The organism is Pseudoxanthomonas koreensis, from assembly GCF_010093225.1.
In the GTDB taxonomy this organism is placed as follows: Bacteria; Pseudomonadota; Gammaproteobacteria; order Xanthomonadales; family Xanthomonadaceae; genus Pseudoxanthomonas; species Pseudoxanthomonas koreensis.
Genome location: NZ_PDWM01000013.1, coordinates 1 through 19,581, shown reverse-complemented (window position 1 = coordinate 19,581; position 19,581 = coordinate 1). Strand labels below are relative to the sequence as shown.

The window sequence follows — 19,581 nt, the reverse complement described above, 5'->3', positions numbered from 1 at the left end:
CAGAAACAGCCTCTTCCAAATTAGTAAACTGGACGGTATAGTCCATTTCCTCATGGAATCCCATACCGCGCCCGCTCCGCGACCGGCCGTCGACGCCCGCCACCAGCGGGTGCGCCGGGCCGTGCGTGAACTGGTGCGCGAGCAGGGCGTGCAGATCAGCATGGACGCCGTCGCCGCGCGCGCCGGCTGCTCGAAACAGACCCTGTACGCCCGCTACGGATCCAAGCCGGCGCTGCTGCTGCAGGTGATGAGCGAGGAAGCCAGCAATTCCACGCCGCTGGCAGGCCAGCCCGACGCCGCAACGCTGCGTTCCACCCTGGTGGCGTTCGCCAGCGAACACCTGGAGCGGTTGTCCGCGCCCGGCACGATCGGCACCGCGCGGCTGGTCACCGCGCAGGCCTGCCAGTTCCCGGACGAGGTGCGCGGCCTGTACGCGATCTGGGTCGCCGGCCTGCAGGAACGGCTCGCCGCGTGGCTGCAGCAGGCCATGCGTCGCGGCCTGCTGCGCCATGACGATCCGCACTCCGCGGCCGAGCTGCTGCTAGGCATGATCACCGGCCTGGATTTCGACCGGCAGCGCTTCCTGGTTCCTCACCGCGACGACACCCCCCGGCAGGCAAGGTGGGCGGAGTTCGCGGTCGACAGCTTCCTGCGCGCCTTCGCGCCCCCCGTCTCCCGTTCCTGAACCTATCCCCCGGAGCTCCCATGCACCTCCACCGTCCCCTCCTCCTGGCCTGCGGACTGCTCGCCCTGACCGCCTGCGGCGGCAACGACCAGGCCGCCGCGCCGCCCCCGCCCGAGGTCGGGGTCATCGAGGCCAGGCCGCAGACCGTGCCGCTGACCCGCGACCTGGTCGGCCGCCTGTCGCCGTACCGCAGCGCCGACGTGCGCGCGCGGGTGGCCGGGGTGCTGCAGCGCCGCGCCTACCAGGAGGGCAGCGACGTGCGCGAGGGCGAAGTCCTGTTCGAGATCGACCCGGCCCCGCTGCAGGCCTCGCTGGGCGTGGCCCGCGGCCAGCTGGCCCAGGCCGAGGCCAGCTACGCCAACGCCCGCGCCACCGCCGAGCGCGCCCGCCAGCTGGCTCCGCAGAAGTTCGTCTCGCAGAACGACCTGGACAATGCGGTGGCCGCCGAGCGCAGCGCCGCCGCCGCGGTGGAAGCGGCGCGCGCCAGCGTGCAGACCGCGCAGATCAACCTGGGCTACGCCAAGGTCACCGCGCCGATCGCCGGCCGCGCCGGCAAGCAGCGGGTGACCGAAGGCGCGCTGGTCGGCCAGGGCGACGCCACCCTGCTGACCACGGTCGACCAGCTCGACCCGCTGTATGCCAACTTCTCGATCAACTCCACCGAACTGGCCAAGCTGCGCTCGGCGGCCAACGTGTCCCTCGCCGGCACCGGCGACACCCCCGTGCAGGTGGTCCTGCCCGGCGGCAAGGTCCACTCCGAGGCCGGCGTGCTCGACTTCTCCGACACCACCGTCGACCCGGCCACCGGCGCGGTGTCGCTGCGCGCGCTGGTCCCCAACCCGGGCATCACCCTGTTCCCGGGCAGCTTCGTCACCCTCAAGGCCAGGCTGGGCGAACTGCACGACGTGTTCCTGGTGCCGCAGGAAGCAGTGCAGCGCGATGCCAACGGCGCCTACGTGCGCGTGGTCGGTGCCGACGGCAACGTCGAGCGCAGGGACGTGGCCACCGGCGCGGAACAGGACGGCCAGTGGATCGTCACCAGCGGCATTGCCAGCGGCGACAAGGTCATCGTCTCCGGCGTGCAGAAGGTCAAGGAGGGCGCGCCGGCCAAGGCGACGCCGTGGCAGCCGGCCGGAGCCGGTACGCCGCCCGCGGGCGCAGCGCCGGGCAAGGTGCCGGCCCAGGCACCGGCCGACACCGCCAAGACCGAGCCGGCCAAGTAAGGATCGCTTCCCATGCCCAAGTTCTTCATCAACCACCCGGTCTTCGCCTGGGTCGTGGCGATCCTGATCTCGCTTTCCGGCGTGATCGCGATCCTCGGCCTGGGCGTGGAGTCCTACCCGAACATCGCCCCGCCCCAGGTCACCGTCAGCGCCACCTACCCCGGCGCCAGCGCGTCGACGGTGGAGCGCGCGGTCACCCAGGTCATCGAGCAGCAGCTCACCGGCATCGACCACCTGCTGTATTTCAGCTCCTCGTCCAGCGCCAGCGGCCGTGCCAGCATCACCCTGACCTTCGAGACCGGCACCGACGCGGACATCGCCCAGGTGCAGGTGCAGAACAAGGTCGCACTGGCCACGCCGCGACTGCCCACTGAAGTGACCCAGCAGGGCGTGGTGGTGGCCAAGGCCAATTCCGGCTTCCTGATGGTGGTCGGCCTGGTCTCGGACAACCCGGCGGTGGACCGCAACCAGCTCAACGACATCAACGGCTCGCGCGTGATCGACCAGATCTCGCGCATCCCGGGCGTGGGCAGCGTGCAGCAGTTCGGCGCCGAGTACGCCATGAACATCTGGCTGGACCCGGGCAAGCTGCAGGGCTTCGGCCTGTCGGCCAGCCAGGTGCTGGCGGCGGTGCGCGGGCAGAACGTGCAGTTCGCGGCCGGCTCGGTCGGTGCGGACCCCGCGCCCGAGGGCCAGGTGTTCACCGCCACGGTCTCGGCCGAGGGCCGCTTCACCACGCCGCAGCAGTTCGAGGACATCATCCTGCGCGCCGACAGCGACGGCACCACGGTGCGCCTGCGCGACGTGGCCCGGGTCAGTATCGGCCCGGGTGCGTTCGGCTTCGACACCAAGTTCAACGGCAAGCCGGTCGGCGGCTTCGCCGTGCAGCTGCTGCCGGGCGCCAACGCGCTGAACGTGGCCGAGGCGGTGCGCGCCAAGATGGACGAGCTGCAGGCCACCTTCCCGCAGGGCGTGACCTGGATGTCGCCGTTCGACAGCACCACCTTCGTCAGGATCTCGATCCAGGAAGTGGTCAAGACCCTGCTCGAGGCGGTGGTGCTGGTGTTCCTGGTGATGCTGATCTTCCTGCAGAACCTGCGCGCCACCATCATCCCGACGCTGGTCATCCCGGTGGCGCTGCTGGGCACCTTCCTGGGCCTGTCCATCATCGGCTTCACCATCAACCAGCTGACCCTGTTCGCGATGGTGCTGTCGATCGGCATCGTGGTCGACGACGCGATCGTGGTGATCGAGAACGTCGAGCGGATCATGACCGAGGAGGGCCTGGCGCCGCGCGATGCCACGATCAAGGCGATGGGCCAGATCACCGGCGCGGTGGTCGCGATCACCGTGGTGCTGGCGGCGGTGTTCATCCCCTCGGCGCTGCAGGGCGGCGCGGCCGGCGAGATCTACAAGCAGTTCGCGCTGACGATTGCCATTGCCATGGCCTTCTCGGCGTTCCTGGCGCTGGGCTTCACCCCGGCGCTGTGCGCGACCTTCCTCAAGCCCAGCCACCACGCCAATTCCAACCGGGTGTTCCGCACCTTCAACAAGTACTACGACAAGGTGAGCCATACCTATGTCGGCCACATCGGCAGCGCCGTGCGGCATGCGCCGCGCTGGATGATCCTGTTCGCGGTGCTGGCGCTGCTGTGCGGCTTCCTGTTCACGCGCATGCCCGGCAGCTTCCTGCCCGAGGAGGACCAGGGCTACGCCATGGCCATCGTGCAGCTGCCGCCGGGCGCGACCCTGCAGCGCACCCAGCACGTGTTCGACGAGGTCCGCGGCCGGCTGGAGCAGATCGAAGGCTACGAAAGCATGATGCAGGTGGCCGGCTTCAGCTTCGTCGGCTCCGGCGAGAACGTCGGCATGGCCTTCATCCGGCTCAAGCAGTGGGACGAGCGCGAGCTGACCGCACCGGAGTTCATCCAGCAGGCCAACGGCGCGCTGTTCGGGATCAAGGACGCCTCGATCTTCGTGGTCAACCTGCCGACCGTGCAGGGCCTGGGCCAGTTCGGCGGCTTCGACATGTGGCTGCAGGACCGCAGCGGCCAGGGCCAGGCGGCGCTGACCGCCGCGCGCAACCAGCTGCTCGGCGCGGCCGCGCAGAACCCCGCCCTGGTCGGCGTGCGTCCCAACGGGCTCGAGGACTCGCCGCAGCTGAAGTTGAACGTGGATCGGGTGCAGGCGCAGTCGATGGGCCTGGACGTGGGCGACATCTACAACGCGGTCAGCCTGATGCTGGCGCCGGTGTACGCCAACGACTTCTTCTTCGAAGGCCGGATCAAGCGCGTGAACCTGCGCGCCGACGCACCGTTCCGCACCGGCGCCGAATCGCTGGCCAACTTCTACACGCCCAGCCCGGCCACCGGCTCGATGATCCCGCTGTCCACGGTCGTGGACACCGACTGGATCACCAGCCCGCCGTCGCTCAGCCGCTACCAGGGCTATGCCGCGGTCAACATCGTCGGCTCCCCCGCCCCGGGCCACAGCTCGGGCGAGGCGATGGCGCTGATGGAGGGCATCGTCGAGAACGACCTGCCGGCCGGCTTCGGCTACGACTGGTCGGGCATGTCCTACCAGGAGATCCTGGCCGGCAACACCGCCACCCTGCTGCTGGTGCTGTCGATCGTGGTCGTGTTCCTGTGCCTGGCGGCGCTGTACGAGAGCTGGTCGATCCCGGTGGCGGTTCTGCTGGTGGTGCCGCTGGGCATGCTGGGCGCGATCGTGTTCAGCCTGGTGCGCGGCCTGCCGAACGACATCTTCTTCAAGATCGGCCTGATCACCATTATTGGCCTGGCGGCGAAGAACGCGATCCTGATCGTGGAGTTCGCGGTGGAACAGCGGCTGCACGGCAAGACCCTGCGCGAGGCCACGATCGAGGCGGCGCGGCTGCGCTTCCGCCCGATCCTGATGACTTCGTTCGCGTTCATCATGGGCGTGATGCCGATGGCCATCTCCACCGGCGCCGGCGCCAACTCGCGGCACGCGATCGGCACCGGCGTGGTCGGCGGCATGCTGTTCGCCACTTTCCTCGGCCTGCTGATGATCCCGGTGTTCTTCATCGTGGTCCGGCGCATGCTCGGCGACAGGCTCGACGAGCCGTCGAAGGAATGGCTGGAGAAGCAGGAGCGCGAGGGCGGCTCGGCGATGCGGTGAGCCGGGCCGGGCCTTCGACGGAGGCAGCGGGGCAAGCCCCGCTCTACGGAAAACGCCCCGGTTTTGCCGGGGCGTTTTTCTGTGGCGGTGGTGCGGGGATTACTTCGTGGCGGCCTGGTAGCGGCGCTCGACCTCGTCCCAGTCGACCACGTTGTAGAACGCGCCGATGTAGTCCGGGCGGCGGTTCTGGTACTTCAGGTAGTAGGCGTGTTCCCAGACGTCCAGGCCCAGGATCGGGGTGTTGCCTTCGCTCAGCGGGCTGTCCTGGTTGGCGCTGCTCTCGACCACGACCTTGCGGTCCGGGGTCACGCTCAGCCAGGCCCAGCCGCTGCCGAAGCGGGTCAGCGCGGCCTTGGTGAAGGCTTCCTTGAACTTCTCGAAGCCGCCCAGGTCCCTGTCGATCGCCTTGGCCACCTCGCCCTTCGGCTCGCCGCCGCCCTTGGGCGACATCACCGTCCAGAACAGGCTGTGGTTGGCGTGGCCGCCGCCGTTGTTGCGCACCGGGCCCTGCAGGTTCTCCGGCAGCGTCTTCAGCTTCGCGACCAGTTCCTCCACCGGCAGGTCGGCATGGCTGCTGCCTTCGAGCGCGGCGTTGACGTTGTTGATGTAGGTCTGGTGGTGCTTCGTATGGTGGATCTTCATCGTCTCCGCGTCGATGTGCGGTTCCAGCGCATCGTAGGCATACGGCAGCTCGGGGAGGGTATAGGCCACGTTGGTCTCCTTGTGGATTGGAATCGTGCCCGGCGGACGCGGGCGGCACTCCACAGTGTAGGGACGCCGGCGCGCCGGACCAAGCCGCGGGGGCGCCGCCGGAAGGAATGCTGCGTCCCACGGTCGGGGCGGCAGGCAGCGAGCATGCCGGCGCCACGGTTGCCATTGCGTGAAGCGGCCTGCCGTCGGCGCGTGTTCAAGCATGTCCCTGCCCGCTCGCGCATACTCGGGCCATGTCGCGCCCCTCCCGCCACCAGAAGCCCCGCTCCCGGGCGCTGCCGCGCCTGCTGCTCGCCATCGTTGCGGTGCTGCTGGTCGCCTGGCTGCTGCTGCCGAGCGCACCAGCGCCGCAAACGCCTGCGCCGACCGCCAACGGAACGCAACAGGCCAGCGTGCCCGCGCGAGCCGCGGCCCTGCCCGGCTTCCTCCCGGCGGAAGCCGCCGCGGTCATCAGCGCGATCCAGACCGGCACGCGCCTCCCGCATGCACAGGACGGCAGCGTGTTCGGCAACCGCGAGCGCCGCCTGCCCACGCGCGCGCATGGCTGGTACCGCGAGTACACCGTGCCCACGCCAGGCCTGGGCCACCGCGGCGCACGCCGGATCGTCACCGGTGGCGATCCGCCCAGCGAGTGGTACTACACCGCCGACCACTACGAAACCTTCCGCGCCTTCGAGCCGCCGGCGACAGGAGTGCTGCGATGAGCCAGTCCGGATTCGACATCGGCCTGGATGACGCCAGCCAGGCCGGCGTGTTCGAGGTCGAGGTCGGCGACCTGCCCGCGCTGGCCGCCGCCGCGCGCGATGCGGGGTTGCTGCTGCGGCGCATCGACCTGGACGGCTGCGGCGACAAGCAGGCGCTGCTGCTGCGCATCGGTACCGTGCTCGACCTGCCGGGCGGCCGCGGCCGCAACTGGGATGCCTTGATGGACGCGCTGCGCGACCTGGAATGGCTGCCGGCGCCGGGCTATGCACTGTTGTTCGAGGCCGCCGGACAACTGCAGGCGAACCGCCCGCACGAACTGGAGACGCTGGTCGGCATCCTGCAGGAAGCCTCGCACTGGTGGGCCGACGCGGGAGTGCCGTTCTGGGCGTTCCTGGCGCTTGGCGCTGCCGGCACCGGGCAGGCGCAGGACGACCGCGGCCAGGTTCCCCGGCGTTCCTGAGCGTTGCGTTCCGGGACGCCCGGGCGCCGGCGATCCTTCAGCCGTCCAGTTCCGCCCAGCGGGCGTACGCGGTGTCCAGTTCGGCCTGCACGGCGGCCATGCGCTGCGTGTGCGCGGCCACCACGCCCGCATCCTGCTGGTAGAACGCGGCATCGGACAGCGCCGCCGCAAGCGTGGCAAGTTCGCCTTCCAGTGCCTCGATCCGCGCCGGCAACTGCTCCAGTTCGCGCGCATCCTTGTAGCTGAGCTTGCGCTTTGCCGTGGGCGCTCCCGTCGCCGGCACTGGCGCGGCGACGGGAGCCGCAGCAGCAGGCCTGCCGGCAGCCCTGTTCGCAGGAGAACCGGTCGCCGGCTGCGGCCGCTGCCGCAGCCAGTCGCTGTAGCCGCCGACATACTCGCCCACCCGCCCCTCGCCTTCCATCACCAGGGTCGAGGTGACGACGTTGTCGAGGAAGTCGCGGTCATGGCTGACCAGCAGCAGGGTGCCGGCATAGTCGGCCAGCAGGTCCTCCAGCAGCTCCAGGGTTTCCACGTCCAGGTCGTTGGTCGGCTCGTCCAGCACCAGCAGGTTGGACGGCTGCGCGAACAGCCGCGCCAGCAGCAGGCGGTTGCGCTCGCCGCCGGACAGGCGGGTGATCGGCGCACGCGCGCGCTCCGGGGTGAACAGGAAGTCCTGCAGGTAGGCCAGCACGTGCTTGCGGCTGCCGTTGAGCTCGATGAAGTCTTGGCCTCCGGCCACGTTCTCCATCGCATTCCAGTCCTCGCGCAGGGTGGCGCGGTACTGGTCGAAATAGGCGACCTGCAGGTTGGTGCCCAGCCGCACTTCGCCCTGCTGCGGCTGCAGTTCGCCCAGCAGCAGCTTGAGCAGCGTGGTCTTGCCGCTGCCGTTCGGGCCGACCAGGCCGATGCGGTCGCCGCGCAGGATCGTGCTGGAGAAATCGCGCACGAGCACGCGCTCGCCGAAGGCGAACGACACCGCCCTGGCCTCGATCACCTTCTTGCCGGAAGAATCGCCCTGTGCGGCCTCCATGCGCACGTTGCCGGACAGCCCGCGCCGCTGCGCGCGCTCGCTGCGCATGGCCTTTAGCCGGCGCACGCGACCCTCGTCGCGGGTGCGTCGGGCCTTGATGCCCTGGCGGATCCAGGCTTCCTCCTGGGCCAGCAGCTTGTCGAAGCGCGCGTTCTCCTGCGCCTCGGCATTGAGCCGCTCCTCGCGGCGCCGCTCGTAGTTGGCCCAGTCGCCCGGCCAGCTGGTCACCTGGCCGCGGTCGATCTCGACGATGCGGGTGGCCAGGGCGCGCAGGAAGCGGCGATCATGGGTGACGAACACCACGCTGCCGTTCCATTCCTGCAGGAAAGCCTCCAGCCAGTCGATCGCCTCGATGTCCAGGTGGTTGGTCGGCTCGTCCAGCAGCAGCAGGTCCGGCGCCGACACCAGTGCACGCGCCAGCAGCACCCGCCGCTTCATGCCGCCGGACAGCTGCGCGAACACCGCCTCTCCATCGAGCTCCAGGCGGCTGAGCACCTCGCCGACGCGGCGGTCCAGGGCCCAGCCGTCGGCAGCGTCGATCCTGGCCTGCACCCGCGCCACCGCGGCCGCGTCGTACTCGGCGGCGTGGCCCAGGTGGTGGAACTCGGCCAGCCAGGCGCCCAGTTCGCCCAGGCCTGCGGCGACCACGTCGAACACGCTGCCGGCGGTGCCGCCCGGCACTTCCTGCTCCAGCCGGGCGATGCGCCCGCCGGACTGCACCCGGACCTGGCCGTCATCGGGCTGCAGTTCACCCGCGATGAGCTTGAGCAGGGTCGACTTGCCGGCGCCGTTGCGCCCGATCAGGGCGATGCGCTCCCCCGGCTCGATCGACAGGCTGGCGTGGTCCAGCAACAGGGGGCCGCCGACGCTGTAGTCGACGTCTTGCAGGGTGATCAGGGGCATGCGCGCATTGTACGGGCGATGCCACGCGCGGACCCGCAACCTGCGAAAATGGCGCATGACCGAATTCGCCTCGCTGCCGCTGTCCCCTGCCCTGCGTCCCGGCCTGGACGCGCTGGGCTACACCACCGCCACGCCGATCCAGGCCGCGTCGCTGCCGCCGATCCTGGAGGGCCGCGACCTGATCGCACAGGCGCCGACCGGCAGCGGCAAGACCGCCGCCTTCGGCCTGGGCCTGCTGCAGCGGCTGGATCCGGCCTCGACCCGCGCGCAGGCGCTGGTGCTGTGCCCGACCCGCGAACTGGCCGACCAGGTCGGCAGGCAGCTGCGGAAGCTGGCCACCGGCATCCCCAACCTCAAGCTGAGCATCCTCACCGGCGGCGTCGCGCTGGATCCGCAGGTCGCCTCGCTGCAGGCGCACGACCCGCAGGTGGTGGTCGGCACCCCCGGCCGGATCCAGGAACTGGCCCGCAAGCGCGTCCTCCACCTGGGCGGCGTGCGCACGCTGGTGCTGGACGAGGCCGACCGCATGCTCGACATGGGCTTCGAGGAACCGGTGCGCGAGATCGCCGGGCGCTGCGACAGGCACCGGCAGACCCTGCTGTTCTCCGCCACGTTCCCGGACAGCATCCGCGAGCTGGCGCGGCAGCTGCTGCGCGAACCCGTCGAAGTGGCCGACGAAGACGGCATCAGCGCGCCGGATATCGAACAGCGCTTCTTCGACGTCGATCCGGCGCACCGGCAGAAGGCGGTGGCCGGGCTGCTGCTGCGCCATCGCCCGGAGTCGGCGGTGGTGTTCTGCAATACGCGCAAGGACGTGGACGAGGTCGCCGGCTCGCTGCGCCAGTTCGGCTTCTCGGCGCTGGCCCTGCACGGCGAGATGGAGCAGCGCGACCGCGACGAGGTGCTGCTGCAGCTGGCCAACCGCAGCTGCAATGTCCTGGTCGCCAGCGACGTGGCCGCGCGCGGCCTGGACGTCGAGGACCTGGCCGCGGTGGTGAATCACGAGCTGCCGACCGACGTGGATGCCTACCGCCACCGCATCGGCCGCACCGGCCGCGCCGGCCGCCGCGGCCTGGCGCTGAGCCTGGTGGCGCCGCGCGAGAACCCGCGCGCGGAGATGATCGCCGCCGCGCAGGACACGCCGCCCTCGCGCGAGAACGCACCGCTGGCCACCGGCCGGCCGTCGCAACCGGCGCAGGCGCCGATGACGACCCTGCGCATCGACGGCGGCAAGACCGACAAGGTGCGCGCCGGCGACATCCTCGGCGCGCTCACCGGCGAGGCCGGCCTGCCTGCCAAGGCGATCGGAAGGATCGCCATCCACGCCACCCGTTCGTACGTGGCGATCGTCCGCGAACAGGCGCCGCGCGCGCTGGCGCGGCTGGAGGCCGGCAGGATCAAGGGCCGGCGGTTCCGGGTGCGTCCGCTCTAGCGGGGCAAGCCCCGCTCTGCGGGGCCTGCGCGAACGCGGGGGTCCCCGGAAACGGCGATGGCGGCGGTGCACGGGCACCGCCGCCATCGTTTCCCCGCGTGCGCCTGTTGCGGCGCCGGTCAGAAGCCGGCGCTGAACTCCACGCCCCAGACCCGCGGCGGGCTCACACGCGCGCCGACCGTGCCCAGCACGGTCTTGCCGTAGGTGCCCAGGCCGGTGACGTACTGGTTGTCGAGCAGGTTCTCGCCGTACACGGCCACGCCATAGCGGTTGTCGGCGGAGGTCCAGCCCACGCGCAGGTTGGCCAGTTCGCGCGACTCGCCCAGGCGCAACGCCGGGCTCACCCCGCAGGTGCCCTGGGTCTGCGACTCGTCGCTGCAGCGGGTTTCGCCGCGGTAGCCGTAGCGCAGCGCGGCGCGCACGCTGCCGCGCTCCTGCAGGTCCCACACGTAGGCCGCGCCGGCGGCGAACGACCAGTACGGGATGCCGGTCGCCTGGCCGCTGACGTCGATGCCCTCGGGCGTCACGTACTGCCTGTAGGTCGAGTCGATGTAGGCCGCGTTGAAGTCCAGCGCCAGCGCCGCGGTGGCTTGCCAGGCCGCGTTGAAGTCCACGCCCCAGGCCTCCAGGTCCGAGGTGTCGACCACGTAGCGCGGGATCGCGGGGGTGGTGTCCAGGCGGATCGCCTGGCGGTTGTCGTAGGTGTAGTAGTACGCCGAGGCGTCGTAGCGCAGCCGGTACGCGGGCAGCACGTGCTTGATGCCGGCCTCGTAGTTCCACACGTCCTCGTTGTCGAACTGGCTGCCGATCTGCAACGCGTTGAAGCCGCCGGCCTTGTAGCCCTTGGCCGCCGAGGCGAAGCCCATGAGGTCGTCGGTGAAGTGGTAGTCGGCGACGAAGCGCGGGCTGATGTCGTCCCAGCTGTTCGAGTCGCCGTTCTTCACGCCCTTGTTCATCATCGCCGGCGGATCGATGAAGGCGATGTCGAAGATGTACGCCTCCTTCGGGATCCCCAGCATGTCGAAGATGCCCATGGCCTCCATCTGGTCCAGGGTCGCGTCCAGCCCCGGCGCGTAGCGCTGGTCGTTGAACCAGGTGAAGTCCTTCTCGTCGCGGGTGTAGCGCAGGCCGAAGGTCAGGTTGAAGCGCTCGTTGACCCGCCAGATCACGTCGCCGTAGAGCGCGTAGGCGGTGGTGTCCAGCGTGTTGACGAACTGCTCGTTCCAGGGCTCGCCCATCAGCGTCAACGGGATGCCGTACATCTGCATCACCTGGCTGGTGAAGCCGAACAGCGTGCCGTCCGGCGTCGGCGCCAGGCCCATGTTGCGCACGATCGTGTCGACGGAGTCGGTATGGGCGTTGACCTGGCTGGTCTGGTCGGCCTTCTCGTGGAAATAGCTGGCGCCGGCCACCCAGTCGAAGCGCTCGCCGCTGCCGGCAAACTTGAACTCCTGGTAGAAGTTGCTGTTGCTCTCGGTGTTGACCGAGTCGACGTACAGGTTGCGGCGATCGGTGCCGTCCTCTTCCACGCGGTTGATGGCGTCGTAGTCGTGCCAGGCCGTGGTCGAGGTCAGGTTGCCCCACTCGAAGGCATGGTCGACGATCAGGGTGACGCCGTCGAAGCGGCGCGCCTCCTCGTTGCCGTCCACGTCGACCGCGGCAGGCGTCCGGCGCGGATCCAGGTAGGTGGTTTCGTCGAGCGGCAGCGCCGGCACGCCGGGCGCGGCCGGCAGCGGCACCACGCCGATGGTGGCCTGGCCGAGCTGGTCCAGGTCCTCGTGGTCCCAGGTGATCCAGGCGGTGGTGTTGTCGCCGAAGCGGGTACTGAAGGCGGCGCGGGTCGCCCAGTTGTCCTCCGGCGCCAGGTCCTCGCCGGTGTTGGCGTCCTGGATCCAGCCGTCGGCCTGGTTGAACACGCCGTTGAGGCGGAACGCCGATTCCTCGCCGACCGGGATGTTGGCCATCGCGTCGAGGTACTGCTTGCCGTGTTCGGCGAAGCGCACACGCGCGCGGCCCTCGGCCTCGGCGCCGGGGCGGTTGGTGATGATCGACACCGCGCCGGCGGCGGTGTTGCGGCCGAACAGGGTGCCCTGCGGCCCCTTCAGCACTTCGATGCGTTCCACGTCGGTGAACGGCAGCAGCACGCCGCCGCCGCGCCCGGCGTAGACGCCGTCCACGTAGACGCCGACCGCCGGATCGGTGCCGATGCCGAAGTCGTCGGTGCTGATGCCGCGCAGCTGGAAGCTCGGCTGGGTCGGCTGCTGGCCGTTGACGACCAGGCCGGGCACGAACATGTCGACGCCGCTCAGGTCCTCGGCGACGACGTCGTCGAGCATCTGCGCGCCGACGACCTGCAGCGCGATCGGGACGTCCTGCAGTTCCTGCTCGCGGCTCTGCGCGGTCACCGTGATCCGGTCGAGCGCGACCACGTCGGCCGCGGACGCGCCTTCCTGCGGTGCGGCCAACGCCAGCGATGCGGCGCCTGCCACGATGCCGCCGAACAACGCCTGGCGCACGCGCAGGCCCAATAGATGCTTGCGAACCTTCATCGGATTCTCCCCTGCCCGTGCTTTCGCCGGCTGGTCTTGTTGTGGTTGCGGAGGAAAAGATCGCGTGGGTGCCGCCGGTATCCGACGGCACCCACGCGCACCCCGCGGCCGGTACTCCCCCAAGCCCGGCCGCGGGGAATGGGTGCGACTACCCGCTGTCGCCGCATTCGCCCTGCTGGGCCGCGATCCACGCGCGGATGAGCTCCACGCCCTCCACGTGGGTCACGCTGCGGCCCAGCTCCGGCATCATCACTCCGGGATCGTTGCTGACCATGCGGTAGGTCAGGATCGATTCGTCGGGCTTGCCGGGAACGATGTCGAAACGGTGGTTGCCGGTGCCGTGGCCGGCGGCGATCGGCAGCTTGCAGCGCCCCAGGCGCAGCGGGTCGCCGACGTCGCTGGCCAGCCACAAGCCGGAAGTGTTGCCCGGCCCGGTCGCGCTGTGGCAATGCGAGCAATTGATATCCAGGTAGGCGCGCGCGCGCGCGTCCACGGACTCCGCCGCGTCCTTCCAGTCGGCGATGCGCGGCACCGCCGCCGCTTCAGGCAGGCCCTCGAGGTAGCCCAGGCGCTGCCACTGCTCCAACTGGTTGGGCGTGACTTCGACGCCATCCGTGCCCGGGTAGGCGAAATCGCGGTTCAGGTGGCGCGCCTTGGGCCCGATCGGATGCACCTCGCGCGTGCTCAGGTCGCTGCCATGGCAGCCGGCGCACTGGTTCGCGTCGGGCACCTGGTAGGCGGCCTCCTCGCGCCCACCGGCCGCATCCACCAGGGTCAGCGGCACCAACTCGCCGGCGCGCATGAGCCTGGCCTCGGTCTGCGCCGCGTTCCAGACGTACGGCAGGGCGATCCAGCCGTCCTCGCGCCGGACCAGCAGGCGGGTTTCGACCAGGCGCACCTTTTCCATGTCCAGGCGACCGCCCGGCAGTGCGCCCTCGTGTCCTTCGCTGCGCAGCACCGCGCTGCTTTCGCGCGGCTCGCCCTCGATGCGCGGGTAGTAGAAGGTCTTGCTGATGATGGTGCCAACCGGGAAGTCGAAGCTCTGTTCCGCGTCGTAGCGCGCCGCTTTCCCCTCGGGCATCCACACCGTGCGCAGCTTGTGCGCGTAGTCGGTGAACAGCGGCGAATTGAGGTCGTACGGCAGCACCCGCTCGTTCAGCTGCAGCTGGCCACCGGACAGGTCGAACAGCTGCCACTCCGAAAGCAGTTCCGGCTGGCCCTGGGCATGGAACACGACCTGGCCACCGGCCGCCGGCCGGCACCCGGCGACCAGCGCCGCGACCAGCGCGGCCACGCCGCCCAGCAACACCAGTTTTCCCAGCGGGCCGCGCCCGCGCGATGCCCGCTCAGCCACGCTTGAGGTCCACCGGCGGGAGCGGCGGCAGGGTGCAGCCGAACGACGAGGCGTCGTGGCCCGGGTTCCTGTAGCCGTTGGGGCCGTCGGCGTTCACCACGCCGGAGACATCGTGCAGGCAGATCTGCGGGCCGCCGGACAGGTCCGGGTTGGCGTAGCCGTCCCAGAGCACGTCGGGCAGGCGGCCGTTCAGGCCGAACAGGGCCAGCTTCAGCGCCTTGAGGTCGAAGCCGTCCGGCGCGTCGCCGCCACCGGAGAGCCGGTTGCCGTGGACCGAGATCCGCTCCGGATAGGGATCGAAGCTCTCCGAACGGCTGTCGTCGCTGTAGCCGGTCGAGTAGACGCTGGAGACGATGATGTTGGCGGTCTTGTTGTCCCTGATCTCGTTGTCGAAGATCTCGACGTCGTCGTTGGAGTTGACCACCACGCCGCTGCCGGCCGGCACGCTCGCCACCGGGGTGCCCTTGGCGCCGAAGTTGCCGGTGTTGTTGGCGTATACCTGGTTGCGGAACACGCGCACGTTGCCGCCGGGCTGCTGCAGTGCCGGCATGTTGAACACCAGGATGCCGCCGGTATTGCTGGTGGCGATGTTGTCGTGCACGTCGGCGTTGACCGTGTTCTCGACCTCGATCCCGGCGACGTTGTACTCGGCGCGGTTGTTGCGGACGATCACGTCGCGCGACTGGCCCACGTAGATGCCCGCGTCCGAGGCGCCGATCGCGATCGAATCCTCGATCAGCACGTTGCGCGTGCGCACCGGGTACAGGCCGTAGCCGCCGTTGGACGTGCTGGGGCCACCGGTCCACTCGACCCGCACGCCGCGGATGGTGATGTGCTCGGCCTCGTTGATCTTCAGGCCGTCGCCCTTCGCATCTTCGATCGCGAGGTTCTCGATGGTGAAGTGGTCGGCGTTGACCAGCAGGCCCTCGGCACCGGCCTTCTGCCCCTTGAAGCTGAGCACCGACTTGTCCTGGCCGGCGCCGCGCAGGGTCACGTTGTCCACGCGCAGGCTCAGGCCACGGTCGAAGCTGTAGCGGCCGGCCGGGACCTCGATGACGTCGCCCGGCCGGGCGTCGAGCAGGCGCTGGCGCAGGATGTCGGCGAAGGCGGCATCGCCCTCGGCCACCGGCGCGGTCGCGACGTGGCCGCTGCCGCCGTCGCCGCATCCGGCCAGCGCCACGACCAGCGCCGCCAGCGCCAGCGGACGGGCACCTCCCTGCCATCCGCGGGCGCCTCGCGCCCCCCTGTCCCTGCCCCGCTCACCCATCTGTATCCCCCGCTGTCCACGGTCATTTGCCTGTCATCCAGTCTCCATCGGGCGCGGGTATCCGCGCGAGGGCAAACCCGGCATAGAATTGGGGGGCAAAACGGACAAGTTGTGATCGATGCCGACAAACAGCCCGATGGACGCCCTGCCGCTCCACGACGCCAACATCAAGAGTGGGATCGTGGCCGGCCTGGTCACCATGGCCGAGCGCCTGGGCGTGCCCTGCGACGGCTGGTTCGAAGGCCTGCGCCTGGAGCCCAGGCAGTTCCGTGCCGAAACCCCGGTGTACCTCTCCTACCGCCACGCCTGCCGGATCGTCTCGCGGGCCCTGCGCACGCTCCCCGGCGAGGGGCACGGGCTGGCAGTCGGCCGCTCCCAGGACGTGGGCCATTTCGGTATGGTCGGGCTGGCGATGATGACCGCCGCCAACTTCGGCGAGGCGCTGCGGATCGGGGTGCAGTTCGCACCGATCACCGGCGCGATGATGGACCTGCAGCTGGAACGGCAGTTGCTCGGCGACGGCAGCGCGGGTATGGCGATGGTCGCGCGCATGGGCACGGCCGAACCGGAGATCGAACCGTTCCTGTGCGAGGAACTGTTCTCCAGCTGCCTGATGCTCTGCCGCGGGCTGCTCGGCCCGAAGTTCGGGCCAGCCCTGGTCGAACTGGCCTATCCGGCCCCGGCCTACGTCGAGCAGTACCGGCGCCTGTTCGGCTGCGAACTGCACTTCGGCGCGGCCTGCAACCGCGTGGTCATCGACGGATCCTGGCTCGATGCGCCGATGCCGGCGCACAACCCGGATACGGCGCGCCAGGTCGTGGAACTGTGCCGACAGCAGCTGCCGGCGGCGCGGCCTTCAAGCGAGATCGTCGCCGCGGTCGAGCGGCTGGTGCGGCTGCAGCTGGCCGACGGGCCGCGCCTGGTCGACATCGCCGCCGAGCTGCACCTCAACGAGCGCACCCTGCGCCGCCACCTGCGCGACGCCGGGACCAGCTACAAGACGATCCATGACCGCCTGCGCCGCGACACCGCCGAGAGCCTGCTGACCGGCGCCGGATCGAACATCGCCGAAGTCGGCGCTGCGATCGGATTCCACGATCCGCGCGAGTTCCGCCGCGCGTTCAAGCGCTGGACCGGACTGGCGCCGCGCGCGATGCGGGCGCGCGCGTCCTGAACCGGCAACGGCGAATGCCGGCGCCGGCTTGGCTTCAGGAGCTGCAGGACAGCATCGAGCAGCCGGCGCGGTCGCGCGCCCACTCAGGCCGCCTGCGCGCGAAGTGGTCGCGACCCGGCTGCGCTTCGTACGGCCGGCGCAGGACCTCCTGCAACTCGCGCACGCCGCCCAGGTCGCCCTGCTCCGCGCGGTCGATCGCCTCCTGCGCCAGCCAGTTGCGCAGCACGTAGCGCGGGTTGGCCAGGCGCATGCGCTCGCGGCGCTGGTCCTCGTCCAGCGGATCGCCCGCCAGCCGCGCGGCATGGCGCGACAGCCAGTCGCGCAGCGCCGGTTCCACCGCGGCGCGTGCATCGGCGTCGTAGAAGGCTTCGCCCAGCGCGTCCATCGCCACGGCCACCGGCTCGGCCGCCGCCGGATCCAGTTCCGCCAGTCCGTGGAAGAACAGGGTCATGTCCACCTGCCCGGCCTGCAGCAGTTCCTGCAGCGCGGCAAACGAACGCAGGTCGTCGTCCGTGCACGCGGCCAGGCCCAGCTTGCGCGCAACCATGTCGCGCCCGGCCGCGTCCCAGGCGCTGCCAAAGCGTTCCAGCCCGGCCTCCAGCGACGCGGCGGTGGCGAACAGCGGCGACAGCGCCTGCGCCAGCCGGACCACGTTCCAGTAGGCCACCTGCGGCTGGGTGCCGAAGCGGTAGCGGCGGCCCTGCGCGTCGGTGGTGTTCGGGGTCCAGTCCGGGTCGTAGTCCTCGATCCAGCCGTACGGCCCGTAGTCGAGGGTCATGCCTAGGATCGACATGTTGTCGGTGTTCATCACGCCATGGACGAAGCCCACCCGCATCCAGCCGGCGACCATCCACGCCGTGCGTTCGCACACCTGCGCAAACCATTCCGCGTCGCCCGCTTCGCCCTGCCCGGCCAAGGCGGGGAAATGGTGGCGCTGCACATGGTCGGCCAGTTGCCGCAGCAGCGCGGTATCGCCGCGCGAGGCGGGCAGCTCCCAGCTGCCGAAGCGCAGAAAGCTCGGCGCCATCCGGCACACCACCGCGCCCGGCTCCGGCCGCGGGTGGCCGTCGTAGAACATGTCGCGCACCACCTCCTCGCCGGTGGCGGCCAGCGACAGCGCCCGCGTGGTTGGCACGCCGAGGTGGTGCATCGCTTCGCTGCACAGGAATTCGCGAATCGACGAGCGCAGCACCGCGCGGCCATCGGCGAAGCGCGAGTACGGGGTCCTGCCGGCGCCTTTCAGCTGCAGTTCCCAGCGCCCGCCATCGGCGCCCAGCGCTTCGCCCAGCGAGATCGCGCGGCCGTCGCCGAGCTGGCCGGCCCAGCTGCCGAACTGGTGGCCACCGTAGTTCGCCGCCCACGGCTGCATCCCCGGCAGCAGCGCGTTGCCGGCGAGCACGCAGGCGAACTCCGGATCGGCCGCATCGGCCGCGTCCAAGCCGACCAGAGCCGCCGCCTCCGGCGACCAGGCCAGCAGGCGCGGCGCGGCGACCGGGGCCGGGTCGACCCGCGACCATGCCGCGCCCTGCACCTCGCGCACGCGCGGCCCGCTTTCCGGATCGCCCGGCAGCTCGCGCAGGAAGGTGTTGTCGAATTCGATGTCCATGAAACGAAAAACGCCGGAGGCTTGCGCCCCCGGCGTTTCGTGGTGGCCTGCCTTGCGGCGGGCCGGCGCGATTACAGCGCCTGCACCTGGTCGGCCTGCAGGCCCTTCTGGCCCTGCACGACGATGAAGGAGACCTTCTGGCCTTCCTGCAGCGACTTGAAGCCATTGCCCTGGATCGAGCGGAAGTGCACGAACAGGTCGGCGCCGCTCTCCGGGGTGATGAAGCCGAAGCCCTTGGCGTCGTTGAACCACTTGACGGTACCGGTCTGACGATCGGACATTTTGCTAACTCCTCAACTGAGTAATGAAAAAGACACCGGCACCGGTTCTTCCGGGCCGTACTGGGTTGCAGGCGTTAGGCAAAGCGGAACGATGTAGCTCGACCGTCAAAGTCGACCGCATCTGGCCACGATTCACGGTGACCCCAGGCAAACACAGTGCGCGCACCATACCCCTATTCCGTCTGAATAGCGAGCCCGCCGGCATCGGGCGTTCAGCCGCTCCGGACGGACGGGTATGGCGCGGCCCTCAGCCGGGCTCCGCGGAGGCCATTCCCCAGGCTTCCGCGGCGATCCGGTAGGACTCCCGGCGCGCCTGGTGGTCGTGGATGTTGGCGACCACGATCAGCTCGTCCGGCCGGTGCCGGGCGACGAAATCCGACAGGCCGCGCGCCACCGTCTCCGGCCCGCCGACCACGCTGCAGGCCAGCGCCCGTTCCACGCCGGCCTTCTCCTCCGGGGTCCACCAGGCCTCGATGTCGTCGACCGGCGGCGGGATCAGGCCGGGCCGGCCGCGGCGCAGCTGGACGAAGGACTGCTGCGCGGTGGTGAACAGCCGCCGCGCTTCGGCATCGCTGGCGGCCGCGATGACATTGACCGCCAGCATCGCGTACGGCTGCCGCAGCCGCGGCGAAGGCCGGAAGTCGCGGTGGTAGAGCAGCAGCGCCTGATCCAGCGCATCCGGGGCGAAATGCGAAGCGAAGGCGTATGGCAGGCCCAGCGCCGCGGCCAGCTGCGCGCCGAACAGGCTGGAGCCGAGGATCCATACCGGCACCTCCAGGCCCGCGCCCGGCACCGCACGCACCGCCTGCGCGGGCTGGGCCGGCTCGAACCAGCCCAGCAGCTCCTGCACGTCCTGCGGAAAGCGGTCGGCCCCTTCGAACGTGCGCCGCAGCGCCCGCGCGGTGGCCTGGTCGGTGCCCGGTGCGCGGCCCACGCCCAGGTCGATCCGGCCCGGATGCAGCGCGGCCAGGGTGCCGAACTGCTCGGCCACCTGCAGCGGCGAATGGTTGGGCAGCATGATCCCGCCCGCCCCGACCCGGAT

Annotated in this window: 15 protein-coding genes; 7 read left to right on the top strand and 8 right to left on the bottom strand. The window is 70.3% G+C overall.

Annotated elements, in window-relative coordinates; genetic code table 11:
• Window positions 1-52: 52 nt before the first annotated feature.
• The 3 genes from CSC64_RS05765 to CSC64_RS05755 are packed head-to-tail and all read left to right on the top strand — an operon-like array spanning window position 53 to window position 5,067.
• Window positions 53-685: a TetR/AcrR family transcriptional regulator C-terminal domain-containing protein gene (locus CSC64_RS05765; protein ID WP_162434376.1), complete on the top strand. Its 633-nt coding sequence runs from the start codon at window positions 53-55 to the stop codon at window positions 683-685.
• Between the two features lie 20 nt (window positions 686-705).
• Window positions 706-1,908 carry an efflux RND transporter periplasmic adaptor subunit gene (locus CSC64_RS05760; RefSeq protein ID WP_162434375.1) on the top strand — a complete coding sequence of 401 codons (1,203 nt, stop codon included), beginning with the start codon at window positions 706-708 and terminating at the stop codon, window positions 1,906-1,908.
• A gap of 12 nt (window positions 1,909-1,920) precedes the next feature.
• A complete protein-coding gene (locus tag CSC64_RS05755) occupies window positions 1,921-5,067 on the top strand; it encodes a multidrug efflux RND transporter permease subunit (RefSeq protein WP_162434374.1) in 3,147 nt (1,048 codons plus the stop codon).
• A gap of 99 nt (window positions 5,068-5,166) precedes the next feature.
• On the opposite strand, the gene CSC64_RS05750 is transcribed toward CSC64_RS05755, so the two are convergent.
• The gene (locus CSC64_RS05750; protein WP_162434373.1) at window positions 5,167-5,778 is read right to left on the bottom strand and encodes a superoxide dismutase; all 612 of its coding nucleotides are present in this window, start codon (window positions 5,776-5,778) and stop codon (window positions 5,167-5,169) included.
• Window positions 5,779-6,011: 233 nt separating this feature from the next.
• On the opposite strand from CSC64_RS05750, the gene CSC64_RS05745 reads away from it, so the two are divergent.
• On the top strand, window positions 6,012-6,482 hold the full coding sequence (locus CSC64_RS05745; protein WP_162434372.1) for a guanyl-specific ribonuclease: 471 nt from the start codon (window positions 6,012-6,014) through the stop codon (window positions 6,480-6,482).
• Window positions 6,479-6,943, top strand: coding sequence for a barstar family protein (locus CSC64_RS05740; protein WP_162434371.1), 465 nt, complete (start codon window positions 6,479-6,481; stop codon window positions 6,941-6,943). The genes CSC64_RS05745 and CSC64_RS05740 overlap by 4 nt, the downstream gene beginning before the upstream one ends.
• 37 nt (window positions 6,944-6,980) lie before the next feature.
• Here the strand turns inward: CSC64_RS05740 and CSC64_RS05735 are convergent, their stop codons facing one another.
• A complete protein-coding gene (locus tag CSC64_RS05735; RefSeq protein ID WP_162434370.1) occupies window positions 6,981-8,876 on the bottom strand; it encodes an ATP-binding cassette domain-containing protein in 1,896 nt (631 codons plus the stop codon).
• A gap of 55 nt (window positions 8,877-8,931) precedes the next feature.
• Here CSC64_RS05735 and dbpA point away from each other — a divergent pair, with 55 nt between their 5' ends.
• Window positions 8,932-10,308, top strand: a complete 1,377-nt coding sequence (gene dbpA, locus CSC64_RS05730) for an ATP-dependent RNA helicase DbpA (RefSeq protein WP_162434369.1) — start codon at window positions 8,932-8,934, stop codon at window positions 10,306-10,308.
• 119 nt (window positions 10,309-10,427) lie between these two features.
• Here the strand turns inward: dbpA and CSC64_RS05725 are convergent, their stop codons facing one another.
• From CSC64_RS05725 to CSC64_RS05715, 3 genes are all read right to left on the bottom strand, one after another.
• Window positions 10,428-12,857 carry a TonB-dependent receptor gene (locus CSC64_RS05725; RefSeq protein ID WP_162434368.1) on the bottom strand — a complete coding sequence of 810 codons (2,430 nt, stop codon included), beginning with the start codon at window positions 12,855-12,857 and terminating at the stop codon, window positions 10,428-10,430.
• Window positions 12,858-13,005: 148 nt separating this feature from the next.
• Complete coding sequence (locus CSC64_RS05720; RefSeq protein ID WP_238389777.1) at window positions 13,006-14,211, bottom strand: SO2930 family diheme c-type cytochrome; 1,206 nt, start codon at window positions 14,209-14,211, stop codon at window positions 13,006-13,008.
• Window positions 14,204-15,391 (bottom strand): parallel beta-helix domain-containing protein, encoded by a 1,188-nt coding sequence (locus CSC64_RS05715; RefSeq protein ID WP_238389776.1) that lies wholly within the window; start codon window positions 15,389-15,391, stop codon window positions 14,204-14,206. The genes CSC64_RS05720 and CSC64_RS05715 overlap by 8 nt, the downstream gene beginning before the upstream one ends.
• Before the next feature lie 223 nt (window positions 15,392-15,614).
• Here CSC64_RS05715 and CSC64_RS05710 point away from each other — a divergent pair, with 223 nt between their 5' ends.
• Complete coding sequence (locus tag CSC64_RS05710; RefSeq protein ID WP_202922318.1) at window positions 15,615-16,652, top strand: AraC family transcriptional regulator; 1,038 nt, start codon at window positions 15,615-15,617, stop codon at window positions 16,650-16,652.
• Between the two features lie 34 nt (window positions 16,653-16,686).
• Here the strand turns inward: CSC64_RS05710 and CSC64_RS05705 are convergent, their stop codons facing one another.
• The 3 genes from CSC64_RS05705 to CSC64_RS05695 all read right to left on the bottom strand — a co-directional run.
• Window positions 16,687-18,258, bottom strand: a complete 1,572-nt coding sequence (locus CSC64_RS05705) for a protein adenylyltransferase SelO (protein ID WP_162434366.1) — start codon at window positions 18,256-18,258, stop codon at window positions 16,687-16,689.
• A gap of 71 nt (window positions 18,259-18,329) precedes the next feature.
• Window positions 18,330-18,539 carry a cold-shock protein gene (locus CSC64_RS05700; RefSeq protein ID WP_052629443.1) on the bottom strand — a complete coding sequence of 70 codons (210 nt, stop codon included), beginning with the start codon at window positions 18,537-18,539 and terminating at the stop codon, window positions 18,330-18,332.
• 247 nt (window positions 18,540-18,786) lie between these two features.
• Window positions 18,787-19,581 (bottom strand): LLM class flavin-dependent oxidoreductase (locus CSC64_RS05695; protein WP_162434365.1); only part of this gene is annotated, 795 nt, incomplete at its 5' end.